Genomic DNA, 23,268 nt, shown 5'->3' with positions numbered 1-23,268 from the left:
AATAAAAACCATTCCACCCCTAGCTAGGCTCGGGTCCGACTTTCTGGGAAATATCCTGCTGGAGTCGGGCAACGAAGGCATCAAGAGGCATTACGCCTAGATCCACTCCGCCACGGGCACGAACGGCCACCGAATTACTTTCTGCTTCTTTATCCCCTACAACTAACAAAAATGGGAGCTTCTGTAATGCGTGCTCGCGTATTTTATACGTAATTTTCTCATTCCGCAAATCCGATTCGACTCTAAACCCTTGTTTTTTCAGAGATTGCTGGACTTTTTGTGCATATGCAGCGGAATTGTCAGAGATATTCAGGACCACAGCCTGGGTTGGGGCAAGCCAAACTGGCATGTTTCCGGCATGGTTTTCAATCAAAATGCCGATAAAACGCTCTAAAGAGCCCACAATTGCCCTGTGAAGCATCACTGGAGCCTTGCGAGTGTTCTCTTCAGTAACGTATTCCGCACCTAAACGGGCTGGCATCGAGAAATCCACCTGAATCGTGCCGCACTGCCAAGTACGCCCAATCGAGTCCTTAAGGTGATATTCGATCTTCGGACCATAAAAAGCGCCCTCGCCTAGCAATTCTTCCCATTCTTGGCCTGAAGCAGTCAAGGCACCACGTAAGGCGGCTTCAGCCTTGTTCCAAATCGCATCATCACCAACGCGCTTTGCTGGACGTAAGGCCAGCTTGACAGCCACTTCAGTAAATCCAAAATCTTTATAGACGTCGCGAACTGCTTTATCAAATGCAGCTACTTCTGACTGAATCTGATCTTCGGTACAGAAGATATGGCCATCATCCTGTGTGAAGCCACGTACGCGCATCAAACCATGCAAAGCACCCGATGGTTCATTACGGTGACACTGACCGAACTCGCCGTAACGCAATGGCAATTCACGATAGCTATGCAAGCCAGAGTTAAAAATCTGCACGTGTCCTGGGCAGTTCATCGGCTTTAATGCATAAGCACGATTCTCTGACTCGGTCGTAAACATGTTTTCTTTGTAGTTATCCCAGTGACCAGACTTTTCCCAAAGACCACGATCGAGAATTTGTGGAGCCTTCACCTCTTGATAACCTTCGCGCTGGTAAACGCGGCGCATGTACTGCTCAACCTCTTGCCAAATAGACCAGCCCTTTGGATGCCAGAAAATTAAACCAGGCGCTTCAGGTTGAAAGTGGAATAAGTCTAAGAACTTACCAAGGCGACGGTGGTCACGCTTCTCAGCCTCTTCAAGCATATGCAAATGCGCATCTTGATCTTCTTTTTTCAACCAAGCAGTACCGTAGATCCGTTGCAACATTTCATTCTTACTATCGCCACGCCAGTAAGCACCAGCAACACTCAGGAGCTTAAATACCTTGAGCTTGCCAGTAGACGGCACGTGCGGTCCACGACATAAGTCGGTGAACTTTCCTTCGGCATACAAAGACACATCTTCGCCCTGCGGAATACTTGCAATGATTTCTGCTTTGTAGTTTTCGCCTTGGTCTTTAAAAAACTTCACCGCTTCATCACGGGGCATGACTGTGAGAATCACTGGCTCATCTTTTTTAGCCAACTCAGCCATTTTCTTTTCAATTGCGACTAAGTCTTCTGGAGTGAATGCTCGATGAAATGAGAAGTCGTAATAGAAACCGTTATCGATCACAGGGCCAATAGTGACTTGCGCTTCTGGAAAGAGTTCTTTAACGGCATAGGCCAACAAGTGCGCTGTGGAGTGACGCATAATCTCGAGCGCTTCGGGACTTTTATCAGTGATGATGGCTAACTGACTATCCTTATCAATCACAAAGCTGGCATCAACCATCTTGCCGTCAACAATGCCACCGAGAGCAGCCTTGGCAAGACCACTACCAATACTTTGGGCAACATCAAGAACGCGCACGGGAGCATCAAACTCACGTTTAGATCCATCTGGCAGGGTAACTACAAGCATGACCGCTCCATCTTATTAAGATTCAGCCGATTGACTGATTTACTGCATAACATCCACCAAAAAGAAAGCGCGGGAGCTTTTCGGCAACCGCGCACTTTTGGGTCTTTATTCGTTGGTAGGCTCGATTGGACTCGAACCAACGACCCCCACCATGTCAAGGTGGTGCTCTAACCAGCTGAGCTACGAGCCTATATAGCCATAGAGTTTATCACCGGCGGCGCGCACTTGGGTAACCCCTTTAACCTCTTCAAGACTGTTTTGAACTAAACGTAAGGCTTCTGAGTCCTTAATTTCCACAGTCAATAGGATTTGAGCAAGGCCTCGTTTGGCTGATTTACGCAAATCAATCACATGAACGCCCTGTCTTGTGAGGATTTCAAATAACTCGCGCATGAGTTCGGGACGATCAAGGCCAGTGACAGCCAGATCCGCCGGGAATACGCGTTTTGGATCATTAGTTGATGGGGTTTCTGGGATCGACTCATTCCAGGCAGTTTGAATAACCCGCTCCGGCGCCCGCTCCAATAAACCTCTAAACGTTTTGCAAGATCGACGATGAATCGATACACCGCGACCCTGAGTAACAAAACCTGCGATCGCATCCGGCGGCACCGGTCTGCAGCAACGCGCCAATTGAGTTAACAATGAATCCACCCCAACGACCAACACATCACCTGCTTGACCTTGTTTGCGGGCACTTTGCTTCAGAACAATCTCTGGTGCTGGTGTGATCGGCTTGGCCTCTGGCTTTTGCTCTGTTTTGCTTTCAGCAGGCTTAGCACCAGCCTCTTCATCATCCAAGGCATTAAACCAAGTCCGCACACGAGTGCGGGCACGCTGCGAGCGTAAGTAGTTGCGATTAAGGTTTATCCAATCTCGTGAGGGGCCACCATGCTTCACCGCAATGATTTCTATCGTCTGACCATTTTGTAGCGGCGTATCTAATGGCACCATGGCACCATCAACCCGAGCACCACGACAGCGGTGCCCCAGATCGGTATGCACTGCGTACGCAAAGTCGATAGGTGATGAACCTTTCTCCAGGGAAATGACCTTGCCCAGTGGTGTGAGAACGTAAATATGATCATCAATCTCATGGTGCTTCAATTGCTCCCAGGCATCTTCTTTCCAGGAGATCAGCTGCCTAGCCCAAGCAATCTGGCGCTCATAGGCTACTGCCGCACTATGTGTGCCAGTTTGATGATTCGGGTTTGGTGTACTTAGGGTATTGGATACGGCTTTATTTTTTGGCGGTGTTGCGGCACCAATATAAGCACCTTCTTTATAGCGCCAATGTGCAGCCAATCCATACTCAGCTTGTTGATGCATTTCATTGGTACGCACCTGAATCTCAAATGCCGTGCCATGCTCATCCATCACTACAGTATGCAAAGATTGATAGCCGTTGGGTTTGGGCCTCGCAATATAGTCATCGAATTCACGTGGGACGGGCTGCCAGAGGTTATGCACTATCCCTAAAATGGCGTAGCAAGATTTAACGTCCTCAACTAGAACCCTAAATGCTCTGACGTCGTAGAGATTGGCAAAATCCAGTGACTTACCCTGCATCTTTTTCCAAATACTGTAGATGTGTTTTGGGCGACCCTGCACTTCACCTTGAATATGCGCGGCATTTAATTCTTCTTTGAGCTTTCTGACAATCTGCTCAATAAAAGATTCACGCTCAATACGCTTACCATCCAACATCTTGGCGATATCGCGATAGACATCGGGGGAAAGCACTCGAAACGCCAAGTCCTCCATCTCCCATTTCATTTGCCATATACCAAGGCGGTTGGCAAGCGATGCATCAATATTGAGAATCTCTTGCGCCCAAGCTTTTGGCATCTCCATCTTTTCTTGGGTAACCCAACGCAGTGTTTGCAAGCGAGAAGCAAGATAGATGAGAACGACGCGTAAGTCATCACCAAAGGCAAGCAACATCTTTCTGAGCATTTCTTCTTGCCCAGAAATACTGAGACCACCATCGTTACGTAGTAGCTTGGCTTGAGCCTGTCTGAGGCCGCGATATCCAATCAGGAGTTTCGCTGACTCATCACCAATGAGCTTAGTCAGCGCTTCTTTGCCATGGGTGCGCGCAATATTAGTTGCAGCGGTTAACGTAGCCTCGTCCAGATGAAGCGGCTTCAGAATACTCAGTACACCGGCGGCATGATTATCTGAGAGCTCACCATACCAGCCATCAATATTTTTGATGCTCTCAGATACATTGCCAGCATTGGACATGGAAGACCGAAATCCTTAACTAAAGAATTCTTTTGCTAAAGCAACTTGCTCTGACTTCACAAAAGCAGGTGCGTGACCTACCCCTGGAATTTCAATGCTCCGAATGTATGGATTCACCTTACACATCTCCGCCACTGTTTTAGCTGAAAGCAAAGCAGATTCACCGCCACGAACGATTAGCATCGGGATGTGGATTTGTTTGAAGGCGTGCCACATAGCCATCTCCCCGGCCTTTGCCATGATTGGATTGACGGAGGCAAACGGTACAGAAATATCTGGGTCATAGTGCATCACCCAGAGGCCATCCTTTTGGACTAGCATCGGCCCGTTATAAATTTCCCACTCTTCTGGAGTATGGCTTCCAAACGATGCGCAGATCTCATTTAGGCGTTGCAAGGCATCTGCACGATTGGCAAAGTTAAATGGTTGACCAACATAAGAACCCAAACGTTTAATGGCCTCGGGCTCAATCCGTGGACCCACATCGTTAATCAACATACGCCGGATTGGATTCTTAGGCATTGAGGCATAGACCATCCCAATCAGACCGCCCATGGAAGTTCCAAACCAATCTACTTGCGCAACGCCAAGTTGTTGGATCAAGCTTGCTATATCGGCAACGTATTGCGGCGCGGCATAGAGCATTGGGTTCTTCAATCGATCAGAATCGCCTCGCCCCACTACATCAGGACAGACAACTTAGTAATCATTGCTCATCGCCTGCGCAAGGGTTTTGAAATCACTACCCCTACGAGTTAGGCCATGAACGCAGACCAATACCTTTGAATTGCTAGGATTTCCCCATGCGTGATACGCCATGCGATGAGTACCATCGGGACTAGTGCAGGTGACAAAGAAGGTATCTCCATGATGAATCACATTGGATTTTTTAATCTCGTCTTCGAGCTCTTCACCATGGGTATGCTCATCCACCATACCGACAATCTCAGGCTGTAGAGTGACGTGGTCAATCCCATACTTATTCAACAACATCTCGTTGATACGTGCCATGATTTCTGGCCACTCACTCATCCGATCAATTTCAATATGGCCAATGAGCGCCGGAAAACTCGGCGTCATTTCCCAGACGTGTAAATCGTGCGCTGCCAACACACCAGGCACTTTTTTTAAGATCACTACCTACTTGCAGGTAATCAATGTGTAAAGGTACACCCTCCATCAAGAAGTGATATGACTCACGTAAGATGGAAATGGTAGATTTCAAAATCAGCAACGAAACCAAAATGGAGAGAATTGCATCGATTGGCATCCAACCAGTCAATTGGATAACAATACCCGCAATCAATGCGGCCACAGAGCCCAACAAGTCACCCATAACATGCACTAAGGCAGCACGTGTATTAACACTTTTCTTATCACGCGAAAGTACCCAAGTCACGATAATATTCATCAACAAGCCGATCGCGGCTACCACTGTGACTGTTAATCCATCTACCTGGTGCGGATCATAAAAACGGCTCACTGCCTCCACCATAATCCAGGCGACCAATGCCAACATCGCAATACTATTTACAAATGCAGCAAGTGCTTCTGCCCTGCCGAATCCAAATGAATGTTTTGGCGATGGGGGACGACGCGAAATAATTTGGGCTAGTAAGGCCAAGCCTAGTGCAGCTGCATCCGTCACCATGTGACCTGCATCCGATATCAAGACCAAGGAATTTGCAAAATAAGCAGCGGCACCCTCAACACCAGAAAAACCTAATGTCAGAACTAAAGCAATCAGCAGGAGGTTTTGATTGGAAACCTGCTTGGCATGAGAATGTTTAGCATCACCCTGCTTATGCGCATGAAGTGAATGGTCTGCAGCACTCATATAAGGCTCTTTAGAAATAGAAATGGGGTCACTGACCCCATTATTTCACTATCCAGTAGAAAAGGTTAGAAACCCGCTGTATCTACAGGGGCACCTGTTTTGGACACCACCTTTTCCTTGGTAACGCCCGGAGCCAACTCCACTAACTTCAAACCCTTAGGAGTGATATCAAGCACACACAGATCGGTAATGATGCGACTAATAACGCCTACACCAGTCAATGGCAAGGTGCACTTAGGCAGAATCTTGATTTCTTCTGTGCCATCTTTCTTCTTCGCAACGTGCTCCATCAGGACAACCACATGCTTCACGCCAGCAACTAAATCCATGGCACCGCCCATGCCCTTCACCATCTTGCCAGGAATCATCCAGTTCGCCAAGTCGCCATGCTCACTCACCTGCATTGCACCCAAAATCGCAATGTTAATTTTTCCACCACGAATCATTCCAAATGAATCCGCAGAAGAAAAAATGGAGGAGCCAGGCAAAATCGTAATCGTTTGCTTGCCCGCATTAATTAAATCCGCATCAATAGTTGCTTCCGTTGGAAATGGGCCAATACCTAATAACCCATTTTCAGACTGGAGCCACACTTCCATTCCTTCAGGAACGTGATTGGCCACTAGGGTTGGCATACCAATACCCAAATTGACGTAGTAACCATCCTTTAACTCTTTAGCAGCACGTGCTGCCATTTCATCTCTATTCCAAGGCATATCAATCTTCCTAAATATTCTGTACTGTTTTTATATTGCTTCGATGGGTATTAAGCTGCAGATAAAGTGCGTTGCTCAATACGCTTCTCAGGGGTAGTGTTGAGCACCAAGCGATGCACATAAATGCCTGGCGTATGAATCTCATCCGGATCCAATTCACCGTTCTCTACGATCTCTTCCACTTCAGCAACGGTAATCTTGCCAGCCATGGCCACTACTGGATTGAAATTACGTGCGGTGTAGCGATAAATCAAGTTACCTGACTTATCCGCCTTCCATGCTTTGACAAGAGAAATATCTGAAACGATTGCGCGCTCCATGATGTAACGCTCACCATCGAATTCTTTTTCTTCTTTACCTTCGGCAACCAAAGTACCTACACCTGTTTTGGTATAGAACGCAGGGATACCACAACCGCCTGCGCGTAACTTTTCTGCCAAAGTACCTTGAGGAGTAAATTCCAACTCCAGCTCGCCAGCTAAGAACTGACGCTCAAACTCTTTGTTCTCGCCCACATAGGATGCGACTATCTTTTTGACCTGTCTTGAATTCAAAAGCAAACCCAAGCCAAAGCCATCTACGCCAGCATTATTAGCAATCGCAGTCAGATTTTGCGCGCCAAGATCCTTTACCGCTTGAATCAAAGCCTCAGGAATGCCGCAAAGACCAAAACCGCCAACCGCGAGCTTCTGACCATCCTTCAAGATATCCCGTAAGGCATCTACTGCTGATGGGTAAGTTCTATTCATACATTCGTCCTAATATTGCCAAAAAGGGTAAAAAAGTAATCATAACGCTTTGGGAATCTGAGCCCGACGGCAAGGGGCACCAACCTGGCTTTTATCGCTTAGAACTAAACTAGAAGGGTTCAATGAAGCCATAAAAATGGTGGAATTGCCAAAAATTGCTGAAAATGAGCTCAGCAAGCTATTTTTAGAGATATCGGGGAGTGAAATGAACGCCCAGGAATTGCTCGAACAATTTGGGCCAAGAGAATCCATGGACTATGACTTAGTCATCGTCGGAGGTGGTCCAGCAGGCCTATCTGCAGCCATCAAAGCAAAACAACTCGCGAATGAGTCGGGCAAAGAAATTAGTGTCTACGTCTTAGAAAAAGGCTCCGAGATTGGTGCGCATATCCTTTCTGGCGCCGTTATGGATCTCAGAGCCCTCACAGAACTTTTCCCTAACTGGAAGGAAATGGGTGCGCCACTGGATACTGAAGTGACTCAAGACCAGTTTTTATTCTTAACAAAAGAAAGTTCGTTCCAGGTTCCAAGCTGGATGCTGCCCCACTGCTTTAAAAATGAAGGTAACTACATTGTTAGCTTAGCCAATGTTACTCGCTGGCTTGGTCAACAAGCCGAAAATCTCGGTGTAGAAATTTTTCCAGGATTTCCTGCGGCAGAAATTCTGTATAACGAGAATGGTGCAGTCTGCGGCGTCATTACAGGCGCAATGGGCTTGGATAAAGAAGGCAATCCAACCGATCAATTTCAACTCGGTATGGAATTGCGCGCCAAGTACACTCTATTCGCCGAAGGTTCACGCGGACATTTAGGCAAGCAACTGATTAGTAAGTTTGCATTAGATAAAGATGCTGACCCACAAAGTTACGGCATTGGCATTAAAGAACTATGGGAAGTAGAACCTTCCAAGAGTAAGCCTGGCCTAGTAGTTCACACAGCAGGCTGGCCACTAGAAAGCGACACCTATGGTGGTTCATTCTTGTATCACTTGGATGATAACAAGGTTGCAGTAGGTCTGGTGGTGGGGCTCTCCTACAAGAACCCCTACCTCTCTCCTTTTGAAGAATTCCAACGCTACAAGTTGCATCCAAAAATTCGGGAAACCTTTGAAGGCGGAAAACGTCTGGCTTATGGCGCACGAGCGCTAACGGCTGGCGGCTTAAATAGTCTGCCTAAGACTGTATTCCCAGGAGGTGCATTAATTGGTTGTGATGCAGGATTCTTAAATGCATCACGCATTAAAGGAAGTCATACTGCGATTAAGACCGGGATGCTGGCTGCTGAAGCCGCGGTTGCAGCGCTTACTGAGAATCGCTCTGCTGATGTCTTGTCTGCTTATCCAAGCGCCTTCAAAAATAGTTGGTTACATACCGAGCTTAATCAAGCGCGCAACTTTAAGCCGTGGATGTCCAAAGGGCTTTACCTTGGAACTCTGATGGTTGGTCTAGAGCAAAAGCTGTTGGGTGGCAATATGCCTTGGACAATTCATTTAAAGCATGCAGACCATGAGTGCCTTGAACCAGCGGCGCAGCATCAACCGATCGAGTATCCAAAACCAGATGGCAGGATTACTTTTGATCGCCTCTCATCAGTATTTATTTCCAATACCAATCATGCTGAGAATCAACCTATTCACCTCACATTAAGAGATGCGTCGGTGCCTGTCAGTTTGAATCTCAAAACTTACGCAGGTCCCGAGCAACGTTACTGCCCTGCCGGCGTATATGAGTATGTAGAAAAAGATGGGCAGCCACAGTTGCTGATTAATTCGCAAAACTGCGTGCATTGCAAAACCTGTGACATTAAAGATCCAAGTCAAAATATTATTTGGATTACCCCTGAAGGTGGCGGTGGCCCGAACTACGGATCAATGTAAAGATGGTTTATTGATTTATCTAGCTGGGTAGTGGCGTGGGCGCAGTTTTCCAATCGCCATGCCCACTAGGCCACAAGCTAAAGCAGCCATCACGAAGACATTGCGCGGCTGAGTTGCCTCTCAAAGCCAACCCGCAACTAAACCACCTAGCGTCCCACCCAAGCCATAAGATACCGTTGCCATTAAAGCTTGGCCTCTGGCCTGCAAGGGGCCAGTAAACCAACGCTGCAGTAACTTGGTCGCAGCACTATGGTGAGCACCAAAAGTAGCTGCATGCATCAACTGAGCCAAAATCAGCGCCCAAGTGAATGGGAAGAAGGCTATCAAAATAAATCGAAACACGCCAATACCAAAAGCAAGCTGTAAAACAACTTCAGCATCCAGACGACTGAGTACTTTGCTCTGGAAATAAAAGAAGATCACCTCAGCAGCAACTCCTAGAGCCCAAAATAAACCGATCTCGAATTTATCGTAGCCCAGGTCTGCTAGGTAGAGTGAATAGAACACATACAAAGCTGCATGCGCAAAGACCATAAAGAAGCCCGACAGCAAGAACCAACGCACATCAGGATTAAACAAAACAATTAAGAGTTCGCCTTTCACCATCTTGCGACGTTCCATCTTAGGTTCATGGAGGCGAAACGTAACTAATGCCAAGAAGATCAACACTGCCGCGCCCACAATCGGATAGAGCTCAATACCTTCGCGCTGAAATAACTCGCCAGCAATTAAGACCATTGCAATAAAGCATGTACTGTAGCCGACTCTCCTAATGGCATCAAGCTGCTAAGGATCGTGTGCAATACAAACATCCAGATGAAAAATGCAATGTAACTATGCAGAAAAAAGATGCATAAGAAAGTAACTGCTGCCAAGCAAGCGCAGAATCGAATAATCCCAATACGATCGGACAAGTAGTCAGACAGCCATCCCCAGGAGAATGGCCCAACTATTCGTGTAACTTGTAGCATAGACATTAAGACTGCGATCTCAATGACGCTAAAACCACGGTCAAGAAAAAAGGGGCTGGCGTAGGGAGAAACTAAGCCAACATACGCAAAATATAAAAAGAAAAAGGACCCGAAGGCCCAACGCACTGAAGGTGTCATTATCTTTTTCTTAAACGGATTTAGTCGCTTACTGAACTAGGTCGAGCAGCCGGCACCGGCGGCACAGCATGTTTCACATCACCGCATTGAGCACGATGGCGTAGAGCATGATCAATCAATACCAAAGCTAACATCGCTTCAGCAATCGGCGTTGCACGAATACCTACACAAGGATCATGACGACCTTTGGTTTGCACAGTAATGGGCTTGCCATCTAGATCGACCGATTCCTTTGGGCTCAAGATACTAGAAGTGGGTTTGATTGCAATCGATACACGCAAATCTTGACCGGTACTAATACCACCCAAAGTGCCGCCAGAGTTATTGCTTGCAAATCCATCTGGATGCAGTTCGTCGCCATGCTCGCTACCACGTTGTGCTACTGACCTAAAGCCAGCACCAATCTCAACACCTTTGACCGCATTAATACCCATCATCGCGTGCGCAATATCAGCATCCAACTTATCAAATAAAGGTTCACCCAGACCGATGGGCACATTGCGCGCCCGCACTTCAATCTTGGCGCCACAGGAATCCCCTGCTTTACGCAGCGCATCCATGTAAGCCTCTAACTGGGGAACGATATCCGCGTTTGCAGCAAAGAAAGGATTGCCCTCAATAAGTGTTGCGTCTTGAAACGGAATTTCAATTTCACCGAGCTGACTCATGTAGCCATAAAACTCCGTGCCATATTGTTCTTTGAGCCACTTCTTGGCGATAGCTGCTGCAGCCACTACAGGCGCAGTCAATCGTGCTGAAGAGCGTCCACCACCTCGAGGATCGCGTAAACCATATTTGTAGTGATAAGCGTAATCAGCGTGACCAGGTCTAAATGTTTGCAGGATGTTGCCGTAGTCTTGACTACGTTGGTCCGTATTACGTATCAACAGGCCAATTGGGGCTCCGGCGGTCTTGCCTTCATAAACACCAGACAGAATTTCAACCTTGTCCGCCTCTTGACGCTGCGTGACATGACGCGAGGTTCCCGGTTTTCGACGATCTAAATCAATCTGCAAATCTGCTTCAGATAAAGACATTCCTGGAGGGCAGCCATCAACAACAGCGCCAATCGCGGGACCATGGGATTCACCAAAAGTGGTGACTGTAAAGAGAAGGCCTAATGTATTTCCTGACATATCGACATTATGTCATCTGTCAGGCCTATCGGGCTAGGCCGCTTAAGGAGATGTTTTTTCGGCCTCTTCTGGCCAGTCGTGGATGTAAGCCTTCAGCATGCTGTTTTCAAAGTCCTGGGCTTCAACTACTGATTTAGCCACGTCATAGAAAGAAATCACGCCCATTAGCATCTTTTGATCCATGACCGGCAAATAGCGAGCATGGTCCACCAGCATCATCCGGCGAACCTCATCGATCTCGGTTTCCATGTTGCAAGTCAGTGGCTTAGCATTCATAACGCTTTGCGCCTTCAGATCGTCCAATTTGCCATGATGTTTAGCCAATGCGGCAATCACCTCTCGGAAGGTCAAGATACCAACAAGCTTGTCGTATTCCATAACTACCAAGGAACCGATATCGTGTTCACTCATGACCAAGACCGCTGTTTGCAAAGCAGTCTCTGGAGCCACCGTAAATAGTGTGCTGCCCTTTACGCGCAATATGTCACAAACCTTCATATGGTCTCCAGCAATAAGTTCTCTTATGCAAACAATATATTCTCAAGCCCAAAGGGAATCAAGGGTCAATTGAGATATTTCAGTAACGAATAACCCTAAGCAGTCCACTTCGAATACTGGGCAGGTTGGCAATCAAGACTGCTCCAGCCAAGGTAATCCACCAGGTCAGGTAAATCCAAATGAGTGCCAAGGGGAAGATAGCAAAGGCGCCATAGACCGTTTTGTAAAAGGTCACATTGGTTAAAAAGAGGCCAAAGCCAAACTTCATCAACTCAAAGGTAAGGCCGCAAAAAAGGCGCCGCTGAAGGCATCGCGCCACTGGATTTGGGCATAGGGCAGAATTTTGTAAGCCACGGAGAATGCCGACATTGCTAAAAGCACCGGAACCACTGTTGCGAATAGGCCCAAACCAAAACTCAGAGCCTCCGTCCATCCTTCTGCCGCGCTAAATAAAAGACCACTCAAGTAAGTCCCGATACCCAGCAGAATAGGGCCCATAATCGTCGCTGCTGAATAGATTGCGACCTTTTTCAGAATGGGTCGCCGCTGCGTCACACGAAATATTTGATTGAAAGCATTCTCAATCACTGCCATCGTCATAATCGTCGTAATCACGAGACCAACTAAACCAAGCAAAGTCAGACCCTTGGCCTGTGCTGAAAATTGATTCAAGTAGTTAAAGACCTGTTCATTTAGTCCACCAGGCATATAGGTATCGAGCAACCAAGACTGAACGGCAGACTTGATCCGCACTACACTGGGGAGATAGCCAATCAGGATAGAGGCTACTGTCAGCATTGGAACCAAGTAGAGTGTAGTTGTAAAGGCCAAACTAGCTGCCACTTGCTTGAGATTTTGTCCGCGATTACGCTCTCAGATCTCTTTTCCAAGAGAGAGCCATAATTGAGGATTACGAATGAGGCGCATTGCCCATATCATAAAAGATAAGAGAGAAACATGAGTCAATCCGACATATTAGTTTTGTACTACTCACGCTATGGAGCAACCCGCGACTTGGCGCGCCTAATTGCCGAGGGAATCGAGAGCGTTCCAGGCGCTAACGCCGGACTGCGCACTGTTCCAGCTATCTCCACAGTATGCGAATCTACAGAGGCAGCCGTTCCATCTGATGGCGCCCCCTATGTTGAGTATGCAGACTTAAAAGAATGTATTGGTCTAGCCCTCGGATCACCTACTCGCTTTGGCAACATGACGGCTCCCATGAAATATTTTTGGGATGGCAGCTCGTCAGAGTGGATGAATGGTGCACTCATTGGGAAGCCAGCTTGCGTCTTCACTAGCACGGGCAGTCTGCATGGCGGACAAGAAAGCACCCTGCTCACCATGATGATTCCCCTACTTCACCACGGCATGATGATCATGGGCATTCCGTACAGTGAGCCTGATCTCATGAGCACCTCCACTGGTGGCAGCCCTTACGGACTCACCCACCTCGCACATGCTGATAGCCGGGCTCCCATTAGCGCAGAAGAGCAACGCTTAGCCATTGCTCAAGGCAAGCGCTTAGCGCTCACAGCGCTCAAACTTATTTAAGGCAATTTATGCTCAAAAGCTGGCTCTCCAAAAATCCATACCAACTGATTGCTACAGCAGCTTTTGTTGACCTGTTCATTTTGTGTATTGCTTGGGAATGGTTTATCTCCCCGCTCAGACCTGGTGGCTCATGGCTCATCCTCAAAGCCATTCCCCTCTTATTTGCCATTCCAGGACTCTGGAAAGGTAATGTTTACACCATGCAATGGGCTTCGATGCTGATCTTGCTCTACATTACTGAGGGTTTAGTCCGCATTCTGGAAACAGGGGCTAATTTCTGGATGGCCGCCCTAGAAACCACCCTAGGTACCGTTGCCTTTGTTTGTCTACTGATCTACCTCAAACCTATCAAAGCTCGGGCCAAAGCAGCTAAGAAAGAGCGTGCCGAAGCAGAAATACAGGGCTAAAGGATCAAAAAGAGCTTATTTAGCAACTTTTGCCAATTTCTTAAAAAATATTCCTCATTCCTGTCATCTCAGCTCCTTTTTCATGCGTTGTATGCTCATGGAGGTGGCAAATATGTCAACAAGACTCAAACGTTGGGCCCGTGCAATTCAACAAATCGACCTGTCCAAAAGGACTCCTGAAGTTGCCGTTGGCTATCTAGATAGCAAATACCGCGATATCGCCTGGCGTTATATCCGCATTTTGGGCTTTGAGCGCACCATTAGTTTCATGGCTAGCAATAACTTCCACCCGGAATAACGCAGAAGAGCCTTAGCTTTCCAATCACCCCAGATGATGTCTTTATCTGGGGTTTTGTGTTTCTGGGGCCCTGAAAACCCAAAATGCCAGCAAGAGAAAGGCTAAGCAAGCACAAGAGCCTGAGAATAAAAATGCGTAACTGGGATTGAAGGATTCATAAAGCCAACCAAATATTAATGAGGCTGGTAGCAACATCAAGCCCGAAACCAGATTAAACCAACCAAAGGCAGTTCCCGCCATGCCTTTAAGAGCAAGGTCTGCTACTAGCGCCTTCTCTACCCCTTCAGTAGCCGCCTTAAATAGTCCATAGATAGCAAATAGCCCACAAAGCATCCAGAGTGTGATGCCAGCAAAACTCATAGCAATATAAAAAAATGCAAAAGCAGCCCATGCAATGAGGATAAAGTTCTTACGGCTAAATCGATCTGAGAGAGCCGATAGCGGCGTTCCAAAAACAGTTGTGCTTAAAGAAATAGCAGCCCATAAAAGAGGGATCTGCTCTTGAGGAACGCCGAGCTCTCTGGCCCTCAGCAATAAAAACATGTCCGATGAATTTGCTAGGGCAAAAATACCAGCGACCAAAATATAGCGCTTAAATTGTGATGGAAGACCTTCGAGAGACCATGAAAAAGGTTTGACAGTCACTTTTTCGCGAACAGGCTCTTTAAGGCAAAGCGCTAGAACTACGGCGATGACTCCGGGGACAACCGCCCATAGGAAGATATCCCTCAATGGGACTTGCATCCACAATATACGCTGCTATTAATGGCCCAAAGACTGCACCCGCGTTATCCATGGGCCGATGCAATCCAAAGGTAATGCCTCGCTGGTTGGGCCCAACACTCTCGGCCAACAATGCATCCCGTGGGGAACTTCTCAAACCCTTGCCAAGACGATCAGTAAATCGAATACACAAGACCCATGCCCAAGAACTTGCAATCGCAATTAAGGGTCGGCCAATCCCCGCCAGGAAATAGCCGATCACAATCCAGGGCTTCGTCTTTCTGGTGCGATCCACAATCACACCAGAAACCAATTTAAAGATACTTGAGGTAGCCTCTGCAATCCCCTCAATCAGACCTAGCGCCTTAGGCCCCGCCATCAATACAGTGGCGAGATAGAGCGGCATCAAGGGATACAGCATTTCACTTGCAGCGTCATTAACAAAACTAATCAGGCCGATGAGCCACACAGTTCGAGGAAGAGAAAATAAAGTCTTAAACATGCAGATTCAATGTAGCATCAAATTAAATTTTGATGGGACTGTCACAATCACTTGAAAGTAAGGTCAATAAAACGTAGGATCAAGGGGTAGGCGTCAGCCAATTACACAGATTAAATAACAAGCACCCTATTTAAAGGAATACATTATGAGTCAGAAAAAATTAGTGAAACAATTATTGAAAAAACTGGACAAGCTTGAAGCTGACAGAGAGAAATTAATTGATAAGCTCGCTAAAGCTCGAGAAAAAAGCTCCAGCTAAAAAAGTGCCTGCAAAGAAAGCGGTTGCGAAAAAGGTAGTTGCAAAAAGAGCTCCAGCAACAACTGCTCAGTAATCATTGAGCAATTCCTAAAGGGCTGCCCGTGAGTAAATCACTGATTTCAGAAGATACTTACGAGGCAGACTTACGACTTCTGCAGATTGAATTAGTCAAACTACAGCGTTATATTATTCAAAAAGGCAAACGTCTCTTAGTGATTTTTGAAGGGCGTGATGCCGCAGGAAAAGATGGCAGCATTAAAAGTGTTACTGAAAATTTAAGTCCGAGAGATACCAAGGTAGTTACGCTAGCGGCCCCCTCCTCACTTGAAGAGCATGAGTGGTACTTTCAGAGATACGTTGCACAGCTCTCATCATCTGGTGAAACCGTCCTCTTTAATCGAAGCTGGTACAACCGCGCTGGCGTAGAAAAGGTGATGGGCTTTTGCACCGATGATCAATACAAGCTATTCATGGCAACCGTAAATGATTTTGAATCCCTCCTCGTCAGATCCGAGATTCAAATCATCAAGTGCTACCTAGATATCTCCAAAGAAGAGCAAGCAAAAAGACTTAAAGATCGAGAAAAAGATCCACTGAAGCAATGGAAGATCAGCCCTATTGATCAGAAAGCTCAGAAGATGTGGAATGCGTACTCTGAGGCTGGGGATGAAATGCTGAAGAAAACTAGCTCATCAGATGCTCCGTGAACCGTCATCTGCGCAAATGACAAAAAGCTTGCACATCTGAATTTGATTGCTGATTTATTGTCCCGAGTTAATTATCCAGACAAAGATTAGAAGATCTTAAAAATTGACCATCAGATTGTTTTAAGCTGGCCAGCAACTTCTAAAAAATTGCCCAAACTAGCCAAATAGATTACTCAAGTGAAGAATTGCTCTGTCTCAGCAAGGAGCTCCTGCGGCGATTCCTCAGGAATATAGTGACCACAAGGAAGCCCTTTTCCAGAAACATCTACAGCAATCCTCTTCCAGTCTTCAATTGGTGAAAAGCACTTAGCTATTAGGCCGCGATCTCCCCATAAGACCCGAAACGGCATTGGTAATTTCTTACCAGCATCTCTATCAGCTCGATCATGAATTAAATCAATTGAAGCTGCTGCACGATAGTCCTCACACATGGCATGCATGGATTCCGGGTTACTTGCGCCCGCCAAATATTCAGCCCACACTTGCGGGTCAAAAATTCCAACGCCAGCATGTCTACCCGTATGATTTCTGAGCCAAAACTCTGGATTGGCGCCAATCAGTGTTTCGGGAATAGGATGAGCTTGGATTAAGAAAAACCAATGCCAATACCCCTTGGCAAATTCCATCGTAGTGTTCTCATACATTGCGAGTGTTGGGGAGATATCTAGGCTCAACACTCTCTGGAAAATCCATTGCCAGACGATGTGATACCCGCCCACCACGGTCATGGCCTAATACGGAAAACTGTTTATGCCCAAGAGCTTGCATCACAGCATACTGATCAGCGGCCAAGGATCTTTTTGAGTAGGTTGAATGATCCAGAGCCCCCACTGGTTTTGATGAAGCGCCATAGCCGCGAAGATCCGTCACGACAACAGAAAGCGCTTTGCCAACTGAGGAGCAATGTGACGCCAAATTGCCTTAGTTTGAGGAAATCCATGCAGCAGTAGCAATGCAGGTCCAGAGCCAGCAGTCTGACAAACAATATTAATCGGGCCATCTGCCGAGGAAACTGTAATGATGGAATCTTTAAAACCTTCAATTACGTACGTCATCATTCACTCCAATAAAAAAGAGCCTCATCTGAGGCCCCCCTTTCATTCTATCAATCTACTAGTAACTACCTAGCCGCCATTGCCTCAATCTGAGCAACAGTCACATAACCTTTGTTCTGCTCATCAATTCTACTGAAATGATCATAGATTCGAGGCATGCATCCCTTGGCTTCATCAAGAGTGAGCTTGCCATCTCGATTGACATCGCATTTAGCAAAACGTTCCTGAATTTCTTTATTACGTGAGACGTCGTCAGCGCTTGCAGGAGTTGCTATTAGCATGAATGCTGCCGTGCCGATGAGACATAGATTAGAAATGAGTGCGCGCATAAAGGATTTTATTCAGAAGTAGTAGCTCTTGGATCAGCAGAGGTTTCTAATGCAACCTTCACTACCTTTTTAGCCATAGCTACAAATGACTCTACGGAACCACCACCAGTGCGGAAAGACTCACCTTGAATCGTTACCAAGCCTTCACCAATCACTTCTTTGGTTTGACTGTCGGTAATTTTGCTCTCCACTAACATCGCTGGAGTTTTAGAGTTCACGCCACCGGCATAAGCTGCTGCATTCATTGCCAAGCCAATTGGTGTGAAATTCCATGGCTGCAAACTATCAGTAGAGCTTTCTGCACCAGTGATGCCCACTGAGATACGCGCTACACCTGGACCAGGCTTATTTACAATCTTAATATTGCCGCGACTGTTCACTGCGCTTACCATCGAATCCTGCAATGCGATCTGCGCCTGACTAATCGCCTCTGGAGAAATTTCTTTAGTAGCATTCTGGTTTAAATAAATTGGATCCAAAATGACTGCTGTATATGTACCTGGATTAACCCCAGCTTTACGATATCTCCAAATACGGGTATCAGACTCAGAAGTAGCCATTGGGACGAGCACGGAGTAATTCGGCAAGAAACCAGACTTCGGCATTGGCTGACTTGCCAATTTAGGAGTGGTTGCTACAAGCTGCTAACAGAGCAGCTACAGAGATTGTTGCAATTAAAGCGCCTAATTTATTCATTTTTTAGATCCAGTAAGTGATTGATTGGCATTAGCCCTAAAGCTAGTTTTATAAGATCATACGCTCATTGCAAACTTCAATTTATTCCAAATTTATGGGGCCGGACAAGGCATCAAGCTACCTGACTTTTGATGAAGCTGTGGCTTGCACCCAACCGGTGCACTTGTGGGTTTTGGCGTTGATGCTGATGCGGGCGCTGGTGATGAGCTTGCAGTCACTTTGGATGCTTGAACCCCTGCAGGCTGATTAACTTTCGGGACGTTCGCATTGAGAGCTGGAATGGATTTATAAAACTCTTTATCAGTTCCTGGACATGGCATCAAGGCTCCGGTTTTGGAATTGACGACTGACTTACATTGAGGGTCAGCCTGCAGTCGTGCCTCTAGTTTATCAACGCTACAGCCGCTTATTAGGGTAATGATGGAGGAGATGGCGGCAAGGCGCAAAGAAAGAGTAATAGTCATAAAAAACCATTCTAGGCTAAACGGGTGCACCTGAATAGTGGCAATATATGGAATCCATTGAACACAACATTGACTCAGGAGACTAATATGAATAAAGAAGCATTTGAAAAAGGACTTAAGACTCGCCGTGAAGTGCTGGGCGCAGAGTATGTAGACAACTCCATTAAGAATGCCGATGCAGGAACTAGTGACTGAGTACTGCTGGAATGAAATTTGGAACCGCCCTGGCCTGGATAGAAGAACAAGAAGCATATCATTAATCTATCAATGATTACCGCCTTAAATCGCCCTCATGAACTTAAGCTTCACGTCAAAGGCGCTATTAATAACGGCCTGAGTAAGGAAGATATTCAAGAGGTATTTTTGCAGGCAGCGATTTACTGTGGTGTACCAGCTGCAATTGATAGCTTTCGTTGCGCCAAGGAAGTATTCAAGGAAATGGGAATTTGATTGAATTGATCACTTGGGCATCTAAATATGAGAATGCAAAATTAGCAGTATCACTATGAAATAAGTTCGTGGTAATACTGAATGCCCAAGTGTATTAATTCCAAGAAAATAACGGTTACCAAGAAGCGAAATGTCCAAACTTTGGCCAAGAGATTCAGGGATAACTTTGCCCCTAGAAATGCCCCCACGATACTGCCAAGCGCCATAATGCCACCGACCTCCCAATTCACCTCACCCTTGATTGAAAATGACGCTAAGGCAATCATTGAGGTTATTAGAATTGCTAGGTTTTTATAGGCATTTGCTTTGACTAAGGGAAGGTGGATGAATGCAATTAAAGCTAGCAATATATAAGTTGCGCCATCCAAAACAATTAGGCCCAACCAAAATCCTACGGCCATCAGAATAAAAAACTCAAAATACCTAAAGCGAACACCTCCTTCAAACTCTTTTTCAATTATTTTCTTCAGACCAGAAAAAATTAATAGGAATGCACAAAGCACAACAATGGTGATGAGGAGCTTTACATCATTTTCAGGCATATATTCAGCAAGTGCTGCCCCCGCAATGCTGCCAATGGCCGTTGGGATAAGCACTTTAAAAGCGAGCTTCCAATCAATAACGCCAGCGCGCAAAAATGTGATAGATGCTATGAGCGCTCCAATAACGACTGGAGCACGATTGGTTGCATTTGCCATAGATGGGGCAAAACCCATAAAAATTAATAAAGGGAGGGTAACCGCTGAACCGCTTGAGGCCACTGTGTTGAGAAAGCCACAAATTAACCCAGCACCGACGGCTAGTAAAAGCTCTATTGGCATTAAACGCCTAATCTATTTGATGAGCTCGAGTCTACACCTGTAATGAATTCGTAAGGGGATTAAATTGAGAGGGATCAGAGCCTGAGAGTTTGGTCTGCCCAGCACGATTCGAACGTGCGACCTACGCCTTAGAAGGGCGTTGCTCTATCCAGCTGAGCTATAGGCAGTGTGTACTGGGACTGAAAACTAATGCAAAGAAAAAGTGGTCGGAGTACAAGGATTCGAACCTTGGACCCCCTGCTCCCAAAGCAGGTGCGCTACCAGGCTGCGCTACACTCCGACGGAACCGATATTCTACACTGAGATGGTCTAAGGGGGCAAATACTGTAAGATTTGGTGCATGAAAGCCTTATTTACAAGCAATTTGAACAAGCAATTCCGAGGGTGGATCGCCCTGAGTTTTTTGCTTGCCAGCTTATTAGGCACTCATTGGGTTGGCTTTGCCCATAGCATTTCTCACTCTGGAATCCATCACCAAAGTGTTGAACAGACTTGCGTAGATCAAGCCCCTTCGCTTGGACATGGTTCAGTAAGCTGCCATTTGCTCGATGCACTTACGCTTGCCGGGTTCGCTACTTCTGAACCCAATCTTTTCTTTGCCAATAACTTCTTCCATGAAGTGCAAGTGGCATCAAATGACTCTTTGCCAGCCCGCATTCATGTAGGGCTGTATCAATCTAGGGCTCCACCTAGCCTCATCCTGTAAATCGCCCAAAACGCCAAACTCAATTTGTTTGACCTCTAGATTTATTGCACCATCTGATCGGTGGTGCGCATTAGGATTGAAGGAAATACCATGCATCAAATTAACAAGCCATTGGCTAAGCGCAAACTCATCTGCGCTTTAGTTTCAGGATTAATTAGCACTACTGCTTTTGCCCAATCAGAGCCCTCCCTTGAAATTACTGCTACCGGCTCTCAAGAGGCAGTGCAAAGTATTTTGACGCCCACTAAGATTTTGCAAGGTGGTGATGAGCTTCTCAACAAATTAGGTACTACATTGGGCGCCACACTTGCCAATGAATTAGGCGTATCCGCTACAGGTTATGGTGCGGGGTCATCACGTCCAGTAATTCGGGGACTGGAAGGTGCTCGTGTCCAAATTTTGCAAAATGGATTATCGGTAGGCGATGTTTCGAACATCTCTCAGGATCATGCTGTTGGCAACAATATGCAAAATGCCCATCAAGTTGAAGTTTTGCGTGGTGCAGCCGCCCTACTCTACGGCTCAGGCTCAAGCGGTGGCCTTGTTAACGTAGTTAATGACCGAATCCTAACCAACTTACCTGATAGACCAACAGGCGCCGTCAATACCAGTTATGAGACGGTGAATAATGGCAGAGCTGGTGCATTAGAGGTCGATGGTGCATTTGGTTCGGTAGCTGTTCACGTAGATACAGCAATCAATAATGCCGATGACTATCGCATTCCAGGCTACGCAAGCCAAGGTGGGCCTAACCAAGAGTGGTCAATCAATCCAGGGGAGCCGCAAAGCGTACCTTACTCAGGAAAGCTTCCGAATTCATATAGCAATCAAAATAATTTAGGCGTTGGCGTTTCTTATATTGGTCAGAACGGCTATACCGGTGTTTCGGTTGAGCGCCTCAATAATAACTACGGCATCCCAACGCCTGAAGGTGGCTCGATTAATCAGTCACAGAATCGCTACGACTTACAACATCAAACACGCGATCCATTTGCAGGATTTTCATCCTTTAAATTTAGTGCTGCAAATTCCAACTACAACCATACTGAATTTAATAACGTTGGTGAAGCGGCCTCACTCTGGAAAAATATCGCTAATGAAGCGCGTTTTGAGCTTGCTCATAATCCCATTGCCGGCTGGAAAGGCGCTTTTGGAGCCCAAGTATCAGCGGCATCTCTTAATGCCACAGAAGTTGGTTCTGGAAGTTACGCCATCGTTCCCCCAACCAAGACAAACTCCAATGCGCTATTTTGGATAGAGGAAGGTAGATGGAATTCCTTGCAGGGGAATTTGGGTCTGCGCTATAACAACGTAGCTCAAAAGCCAAACTTAGGAACCGAATTGGTACCAGAGCCTGTGAATACTGGCGGGGATACACCAGCCATCAGCATCCAAAATCGCAACTTTAATTTACTGTCCTATTCTGCAGGCGGTTTATGGAACTTTATGCAAGGTCATGGTGCTGGTGTTGCCTATACCGTTTCTCAGCGTGCTCCTAGCGCTCAAGAGCTTTACTCTTATGGGGCACATGAATCTACGGCAACATTTGATATTGGCAACTCCAATCTCAATAAAGAAACCTCACATAATCTTGAATTTAATATTCAAAAAACCAGTGGTTTGGTGCGAGCTAAGGCCAGCGTTTATGCAAATAAATTCAATAACTATATCTATGGTTATTACACGGGTGCGGCAATTGATAATGGGGGTGAAGAAGGTAATGGATTTAGCGTGGTAACCGCTCAACAAGCTGCAGCAACTATCAAAGGCATTGAAGGTGAACTGACTTATAACTGGCAACAGCATGGTGTTGGTGGGCGCATCTTTGGTGATGCCTCTCAAGGTACTTTTGATGCCGGTGGGAATCTACCACTTCAACCAGCCCCTCGTTTAGGTGCAGAACTGGCCCATCAACGCAATGGCTGGCTCACCAACGCAACTTATATCTATAGCTACCAACAGAATAGATTGGCTAGTTGGGAAATTGGTCCTGCGCCAAGCTACAATCTCTTGAACGCAGGCATCTCATACACAGAGAAGATTAAGGATGTGAATTGGACTGTGTATATGAATTTGAAGAACTTACTCAATGAGCAAATTCGTTATGCAACTACACCAATGGCCGTGAGACTCTTTGCACCACAACCAGGCAGAAGTCTGATGGTGGGTTTAAGAGGCACTTTCTAA

General features: G+C 46.4%; 20 protein-coding genes, 3 tRNA genes and 6 pseudogenes. 8 read left to right on the top strand and 21 right to left on the bottom strand.

The features are described 5' to 3' along the window. Positions 1-19 precede the first annotated feature (19 nt). The 8 genes and pseudogenes from thrS to DXE44_RS03900 form a co-directional block, all read right to left on the bottom strand. Positions 20-1,942, bottom strand: coding sequence for a threonine--tRNA ligase (gene thrS / locus DXE44_RS03930; RefSeq protein WP_114652809.1), 1,923 nt, complete (start codon positions 1,940-1,942; stop codon positions 20-22). Positions 1,943-2,055: 113 nt separating this feature from the next. Next, a tRNA-Val gene (locus DXE44_RS03925) sits at positions 2,056-2,132 on the bottom strand. Beyond that, the gene (locus DXE44_RS03920; protein WP_114652806.1) at positions 2,123-4,189 is read right to left on the bottom strand and encodes a RelA/SpoT family protein; all 2,067 of its coding nucleotides are present in this window, start codon (positions 4,187-4,189) and stop codon (positions 2,123-2,125) included. The genes DXE44_RS03925 and DXE44_RS03920 overlap by 10 nt, the downstream gene beginning before the upstream one ends. Positions 4,190-4,204: 15 nt before the next feature. Further along, a pseudogene (locus DXE44_RS03915) lies at positions 4,205-5,008 on the bottom strand (alpha/beta fold hydrolase). Positions 5,009-5,194: 186 nt separating this feature from the next. Next, a pseudogene (locus DXE44_RS11505) lies at positions 5,195-5,263 on the bottom strand (hypothetical protein); the annotation flags it as partial. Beyond that, positions 5,232-6,026: a cation diffusion facilitator family transporter gene (locus tag DXE44_RS03910; protein ID WP_331851831.1), complete on the bottom strand. Its 795-nt coding sequence runs from the start codon at positions 6,024-6,026 to the stop codon at positions 5,232-5,234. The gene DXE44_RS03910 and the pseudogene DXE44_RS11505, both read right to left, overlap by 32 nt. A 65-nt stretch (positions 6,027-6,091) precedes the next feature. Beyond that, entirely contained in the window at positions 6,092-6,742 is a 651-nt protein-coding gene (locus DXE44_RS03905) for a CoA transferase subunit B (protein WP_114652804.1), read from the bottom strand. Positions 6,743-6,792: 50 nt separating this feature from the next. Then, positions 6,793-7,491 (bottom strand): CoA transferase subunit A, encoded by a 699-nt coding sequence (locus DXE44_RS03900; RefSeq protein ID WP_114652802.1) that lies wholly within the window; start codon positions 7,489-7,491, stop codon positions 6,793-6,795. Between the two features lie 205 nt (positions 7,492-7,696). Here DXE44_RS03900 and DXE44_RS03895 point away from each other — a divergent pair, with 205 nt between their 5' ends. Beyond that, a complete protein-coding gene (locus tag DXE44_RS03895; RefSeq protein ID WP_114654338.1) occupies positions 7,697-9,367 on the top strand; it encodes an electron transfer flavoprotein-ubiquinone oxidoreductase in 1,671 nt (556 codons plus the stop codon). 120 nt (positions 9,368-9,487) lie between these two features. Here DXE44_RS03895 and DXE44_RS03890 read toward each other — a convergent pair. The 4 genes and pseudogenes from DXE44_RS03890 to DXE44_RS03875 all read right to left on the bottom strand — a co-directional run bounded on the left by DXE44_RS03890 (position 9,488) and on the right by DXE44_RS03875 (position 12,908). Continuing rightward, positions 9,488-10,476: pseudogene (locus DXE44_RS03890) on the bottom strand (MFS transporter). 20 nt (positions 10,477-10,496) lie between these two features. Then, positions 10,497-11,612: a chorismate synthase gene (gene aroC, locus DXE44_RS03885; RefSeq protein WP_114652800.1), complete on the bottom strand. Its 1,116-nt coding sequence runs from the start codon at positions 11,610-11,612 to the stop codon at positions 10,497-10,499. Positions 11,613-11,654: 42 nt separating this feature from the next. After that, positions 11,655-12,110, bottom strand: a complete 456-nt coding sequence (locus DXE44_RS03880) for a CBS domain-containing protein (RefSeq protein WP_114652798.1) — start codon at positions 12,108-12,110, stop codon at positions 11,655-11,657. A 79-nt stretch (positions 12,111-12,189) separates the two neighbouring features. Further along, a pseudogene (locus DXE44_RS03875) lies at positions 12,190-12,908 on the bottom strand (YhjD/YihY/BrkB family envelope integrity protein). Positions 12,909-13,067: 159 nt separating this feature from the next. On the opposite strand from DXE44_RS03875, the gene wrbA reads away from it, so the two are divergent. From wrbA to DXE44_RS03860, 3 genes are all read left to right on the top strand, one after another. Further along, positions 13,068-13,664, top strand: coding sequence for an NAD(P)H:quinone oxidoreductase (wrbA, locus tag DXE44_RS03870; RefSeq protein ID WP_114652796.1), 597 nt, complete (start codon positions 13,068-13,070; stop codon positions 13,662-13,664). A gap of 8 nt (positions 13,665-13,672) precedes the next feature. Beyond that, the gene (locus tag DXE44_RS03865) at positions 13,673-14,071 is read left to right on the top strand and encodes a DUF2069 domain-containing protein (protein ID WP_114652794.1); all 399 of its coding nucleotides are present in this window, start codon (positions 13,673-13,675) and stop codon (positions 14,069-14,071) included. Between the two features lie 112 nt (positions 14,072-14,183). Further along, positions 14,184-14,369, top strand: a complete 186-nt coding sequence (locus DXE44_RS03860) for a hypothetical protein (RefSeq protein WP_162785873.1) — start codon at positions 14,184-14,186, stop codon at positions 14,367-14,369. A 42-nt stretch (positions 14,370-14,411) separates the two neighbouring features. On the opposite strand, the gene DXE44_RS10300 is transcribed toward DXE44_RS03860, so the two are convergent. Together DXE44_RS10300 and DXE44_RS10295 are read right to left on the bottom strand one after the other, a co-directional pair. Next, positions 14,412-15,101, bottom strand: a complete 690-nt coding sequence (locus tag DXE44_RS10300) for an MFS transporter (protein ID WP_197712831.1) — start codon at positions 15,099-15,101, stop codon at positions 14,412-14,414. Further along, positions 15,034-15,594 carry an MFS transporter gene (locus DXE44_RS10295; RefSeq protein ID WP_197712830.1) on the bottom strand — a complete coding sequence of 187 codons (561 nt, stop codon included), beginning with the start codon at positions 15,592-15,594 and terminating at the stop codon, positions 15,034-15,036. The genes DXE44_RS10300 and DXE44_RS10295 overlap by 68 nt, the downstream gene beginning before the upstream one ends. A 360-nt stretch (positions 15,595-15,954) precedes the next feature. Here DXE44_RS10295 and DXE44_RS03845 point away from each other — a divergent pair, with 360 nt between their 5' ends. Next, positions 15,955-16,560, top strand: coding sequence for a polyphosphate kinase 2 family protein (locus DXE44_RS03845; RefSeq protein ID WP_331851830.1), 606 nt, complete (start codon positions 15,955-15,957; stop codon positions 16,558-16,560). 173 nt (positions 16,561-16,733) lie between these two features. Here DXE44_RS03845 and DXE44_RS11365 read toward each other — a convergent pair. The 4 genes and pseudogenes from DXE44_RS11365 to DXE44_RS03825 all read right to left on the bottom strand — a co-directional run bounded on the left by DXE44_RS11365 (position 16,734) and on the right by DXE44_RS03825 (position 19,104). After that, positions 16,734-17,615, bottom strand: a pseudogene (locus tag DXE44_RS11365) (alpha/beta fold hydrolase). A gap of 65 nt (positions 17,616-17,680) precedes the next feature. Beyond that, entirely contained in the window at positions 17,681-17,944 is a 264-nt protein-coding gene (locus DXE44_RS03835; protein ID WP_114652789.1) for an EF-hand domain-containing protein, read from the bottom strand. 8 nt (positions 17,945-17,952) lie between these two features. Next, positions 17,953-18,564, bottom strand: a complete 612-nt coding sequence (locus tag DXE44_RS03830) for a DUF3313 domain-containing protein (protein ID WP_197712829.1) — start codon at positions 18,562-18,564, stop codon at positions 17,953-17,955. 168 nt (positions 18,565-18,732) lie between these two features. Continuing rightward, complete coding sequence (locus DXE44_RS03825) at positions 18,733-19,104, bottom strand: hypothetical protein (RefSeq protein WP_114652786.1); 372 nt, start codon at positions 19,102-19,104, stop codon at positions 18,733-18,735. Between the two features lie 87 nt (positions 19,105-19,191). On the opposite strand from DXE44_RS03825, the pseudogene DXE44_RS03820 reads away from it, so the two are divergent. Next, a pseudogene (locus DXE44_RS03820) lies at positions 19,192-19,554 on the top strand (carboxymuconolactone decarboxylase family protein). A 53-nt stretch (positions 19,555-19,607) separates the two neighbouring features. On the opposite strand, the gene DXE44_RS03815 reads toward DXE44_RS03820, so the two are convergent. From DXE44_RS03815 to DXE44_RS03805, 3 genes are all read right to left on the bottom strand, one after another. After that, a complete protein-coding gene (locus tag DXE44_RS03815; RefSeq protein ID WP_114652783.1) occupies positions 19,608-20,375 on the bottom strand; it encodes a sulfite exporter TauE/SafE family protein in 768 nt (255 codons plus the stop codon). Positions 20,376-20,465: 90 nt separating this feature from the next. Beyond that, positions 20,466-20,542: transfer RNA gene (locus DXE44_RS03810), tRNA-Arg, on the bottom strand. A 36-nt stretch (positions 20,543-20,578) separates the two neighbouring features. Beyond that, a tRNA-Pro gene (locus DXE44_RS03805) sits at positions 20,579-20,655 on the bottom strand. Positions 20,656-20,715: 60 nt separating this feature from the next. Between DXE44_RS03805 and DXE44_RS03800 the strand changes: the two genes are divergently transcribed. Together DXE44_RS03800 and DXE44_RS03795 are read left to right on the top strand one after the other, a co-directional pair. After that, positions 20,716-21,081 carry a hypothetical protein gene (locus tag DXE44_RS03800; protein ID WP_114652781.1) on the top strand — a complete coding sequence of 122 codons (366 nt, stop codon included), beginning with the start codon at positions 20,716-20,718 and terminating at the stop codon, positions 21,079-21,081. A 90-nt stretch (positions 21,082-21,171) separates the two neighbouring features. Then, entirely contained in the window at positions 21,172-23,268 is a 2,097-nt protein-coding gene (locus DXE44_RS03795; protein ID WP_114654337.1) for a TonB-dependent receptor, read from the top strand.

It is taken from the genome of Polynucleobacter necessarius (genome assembly GCF_900095175.1).
Lineage (GTDB): Bacteria > Pseudomonadota > Gammaproteobacteria > Burkholderiales > Burkholderiaceae > Polynucleobacter > Polynucleobacter necessarius_I.
This window is presented reverse-complemented; position numbering and strand designations above follow the sequence as displayed.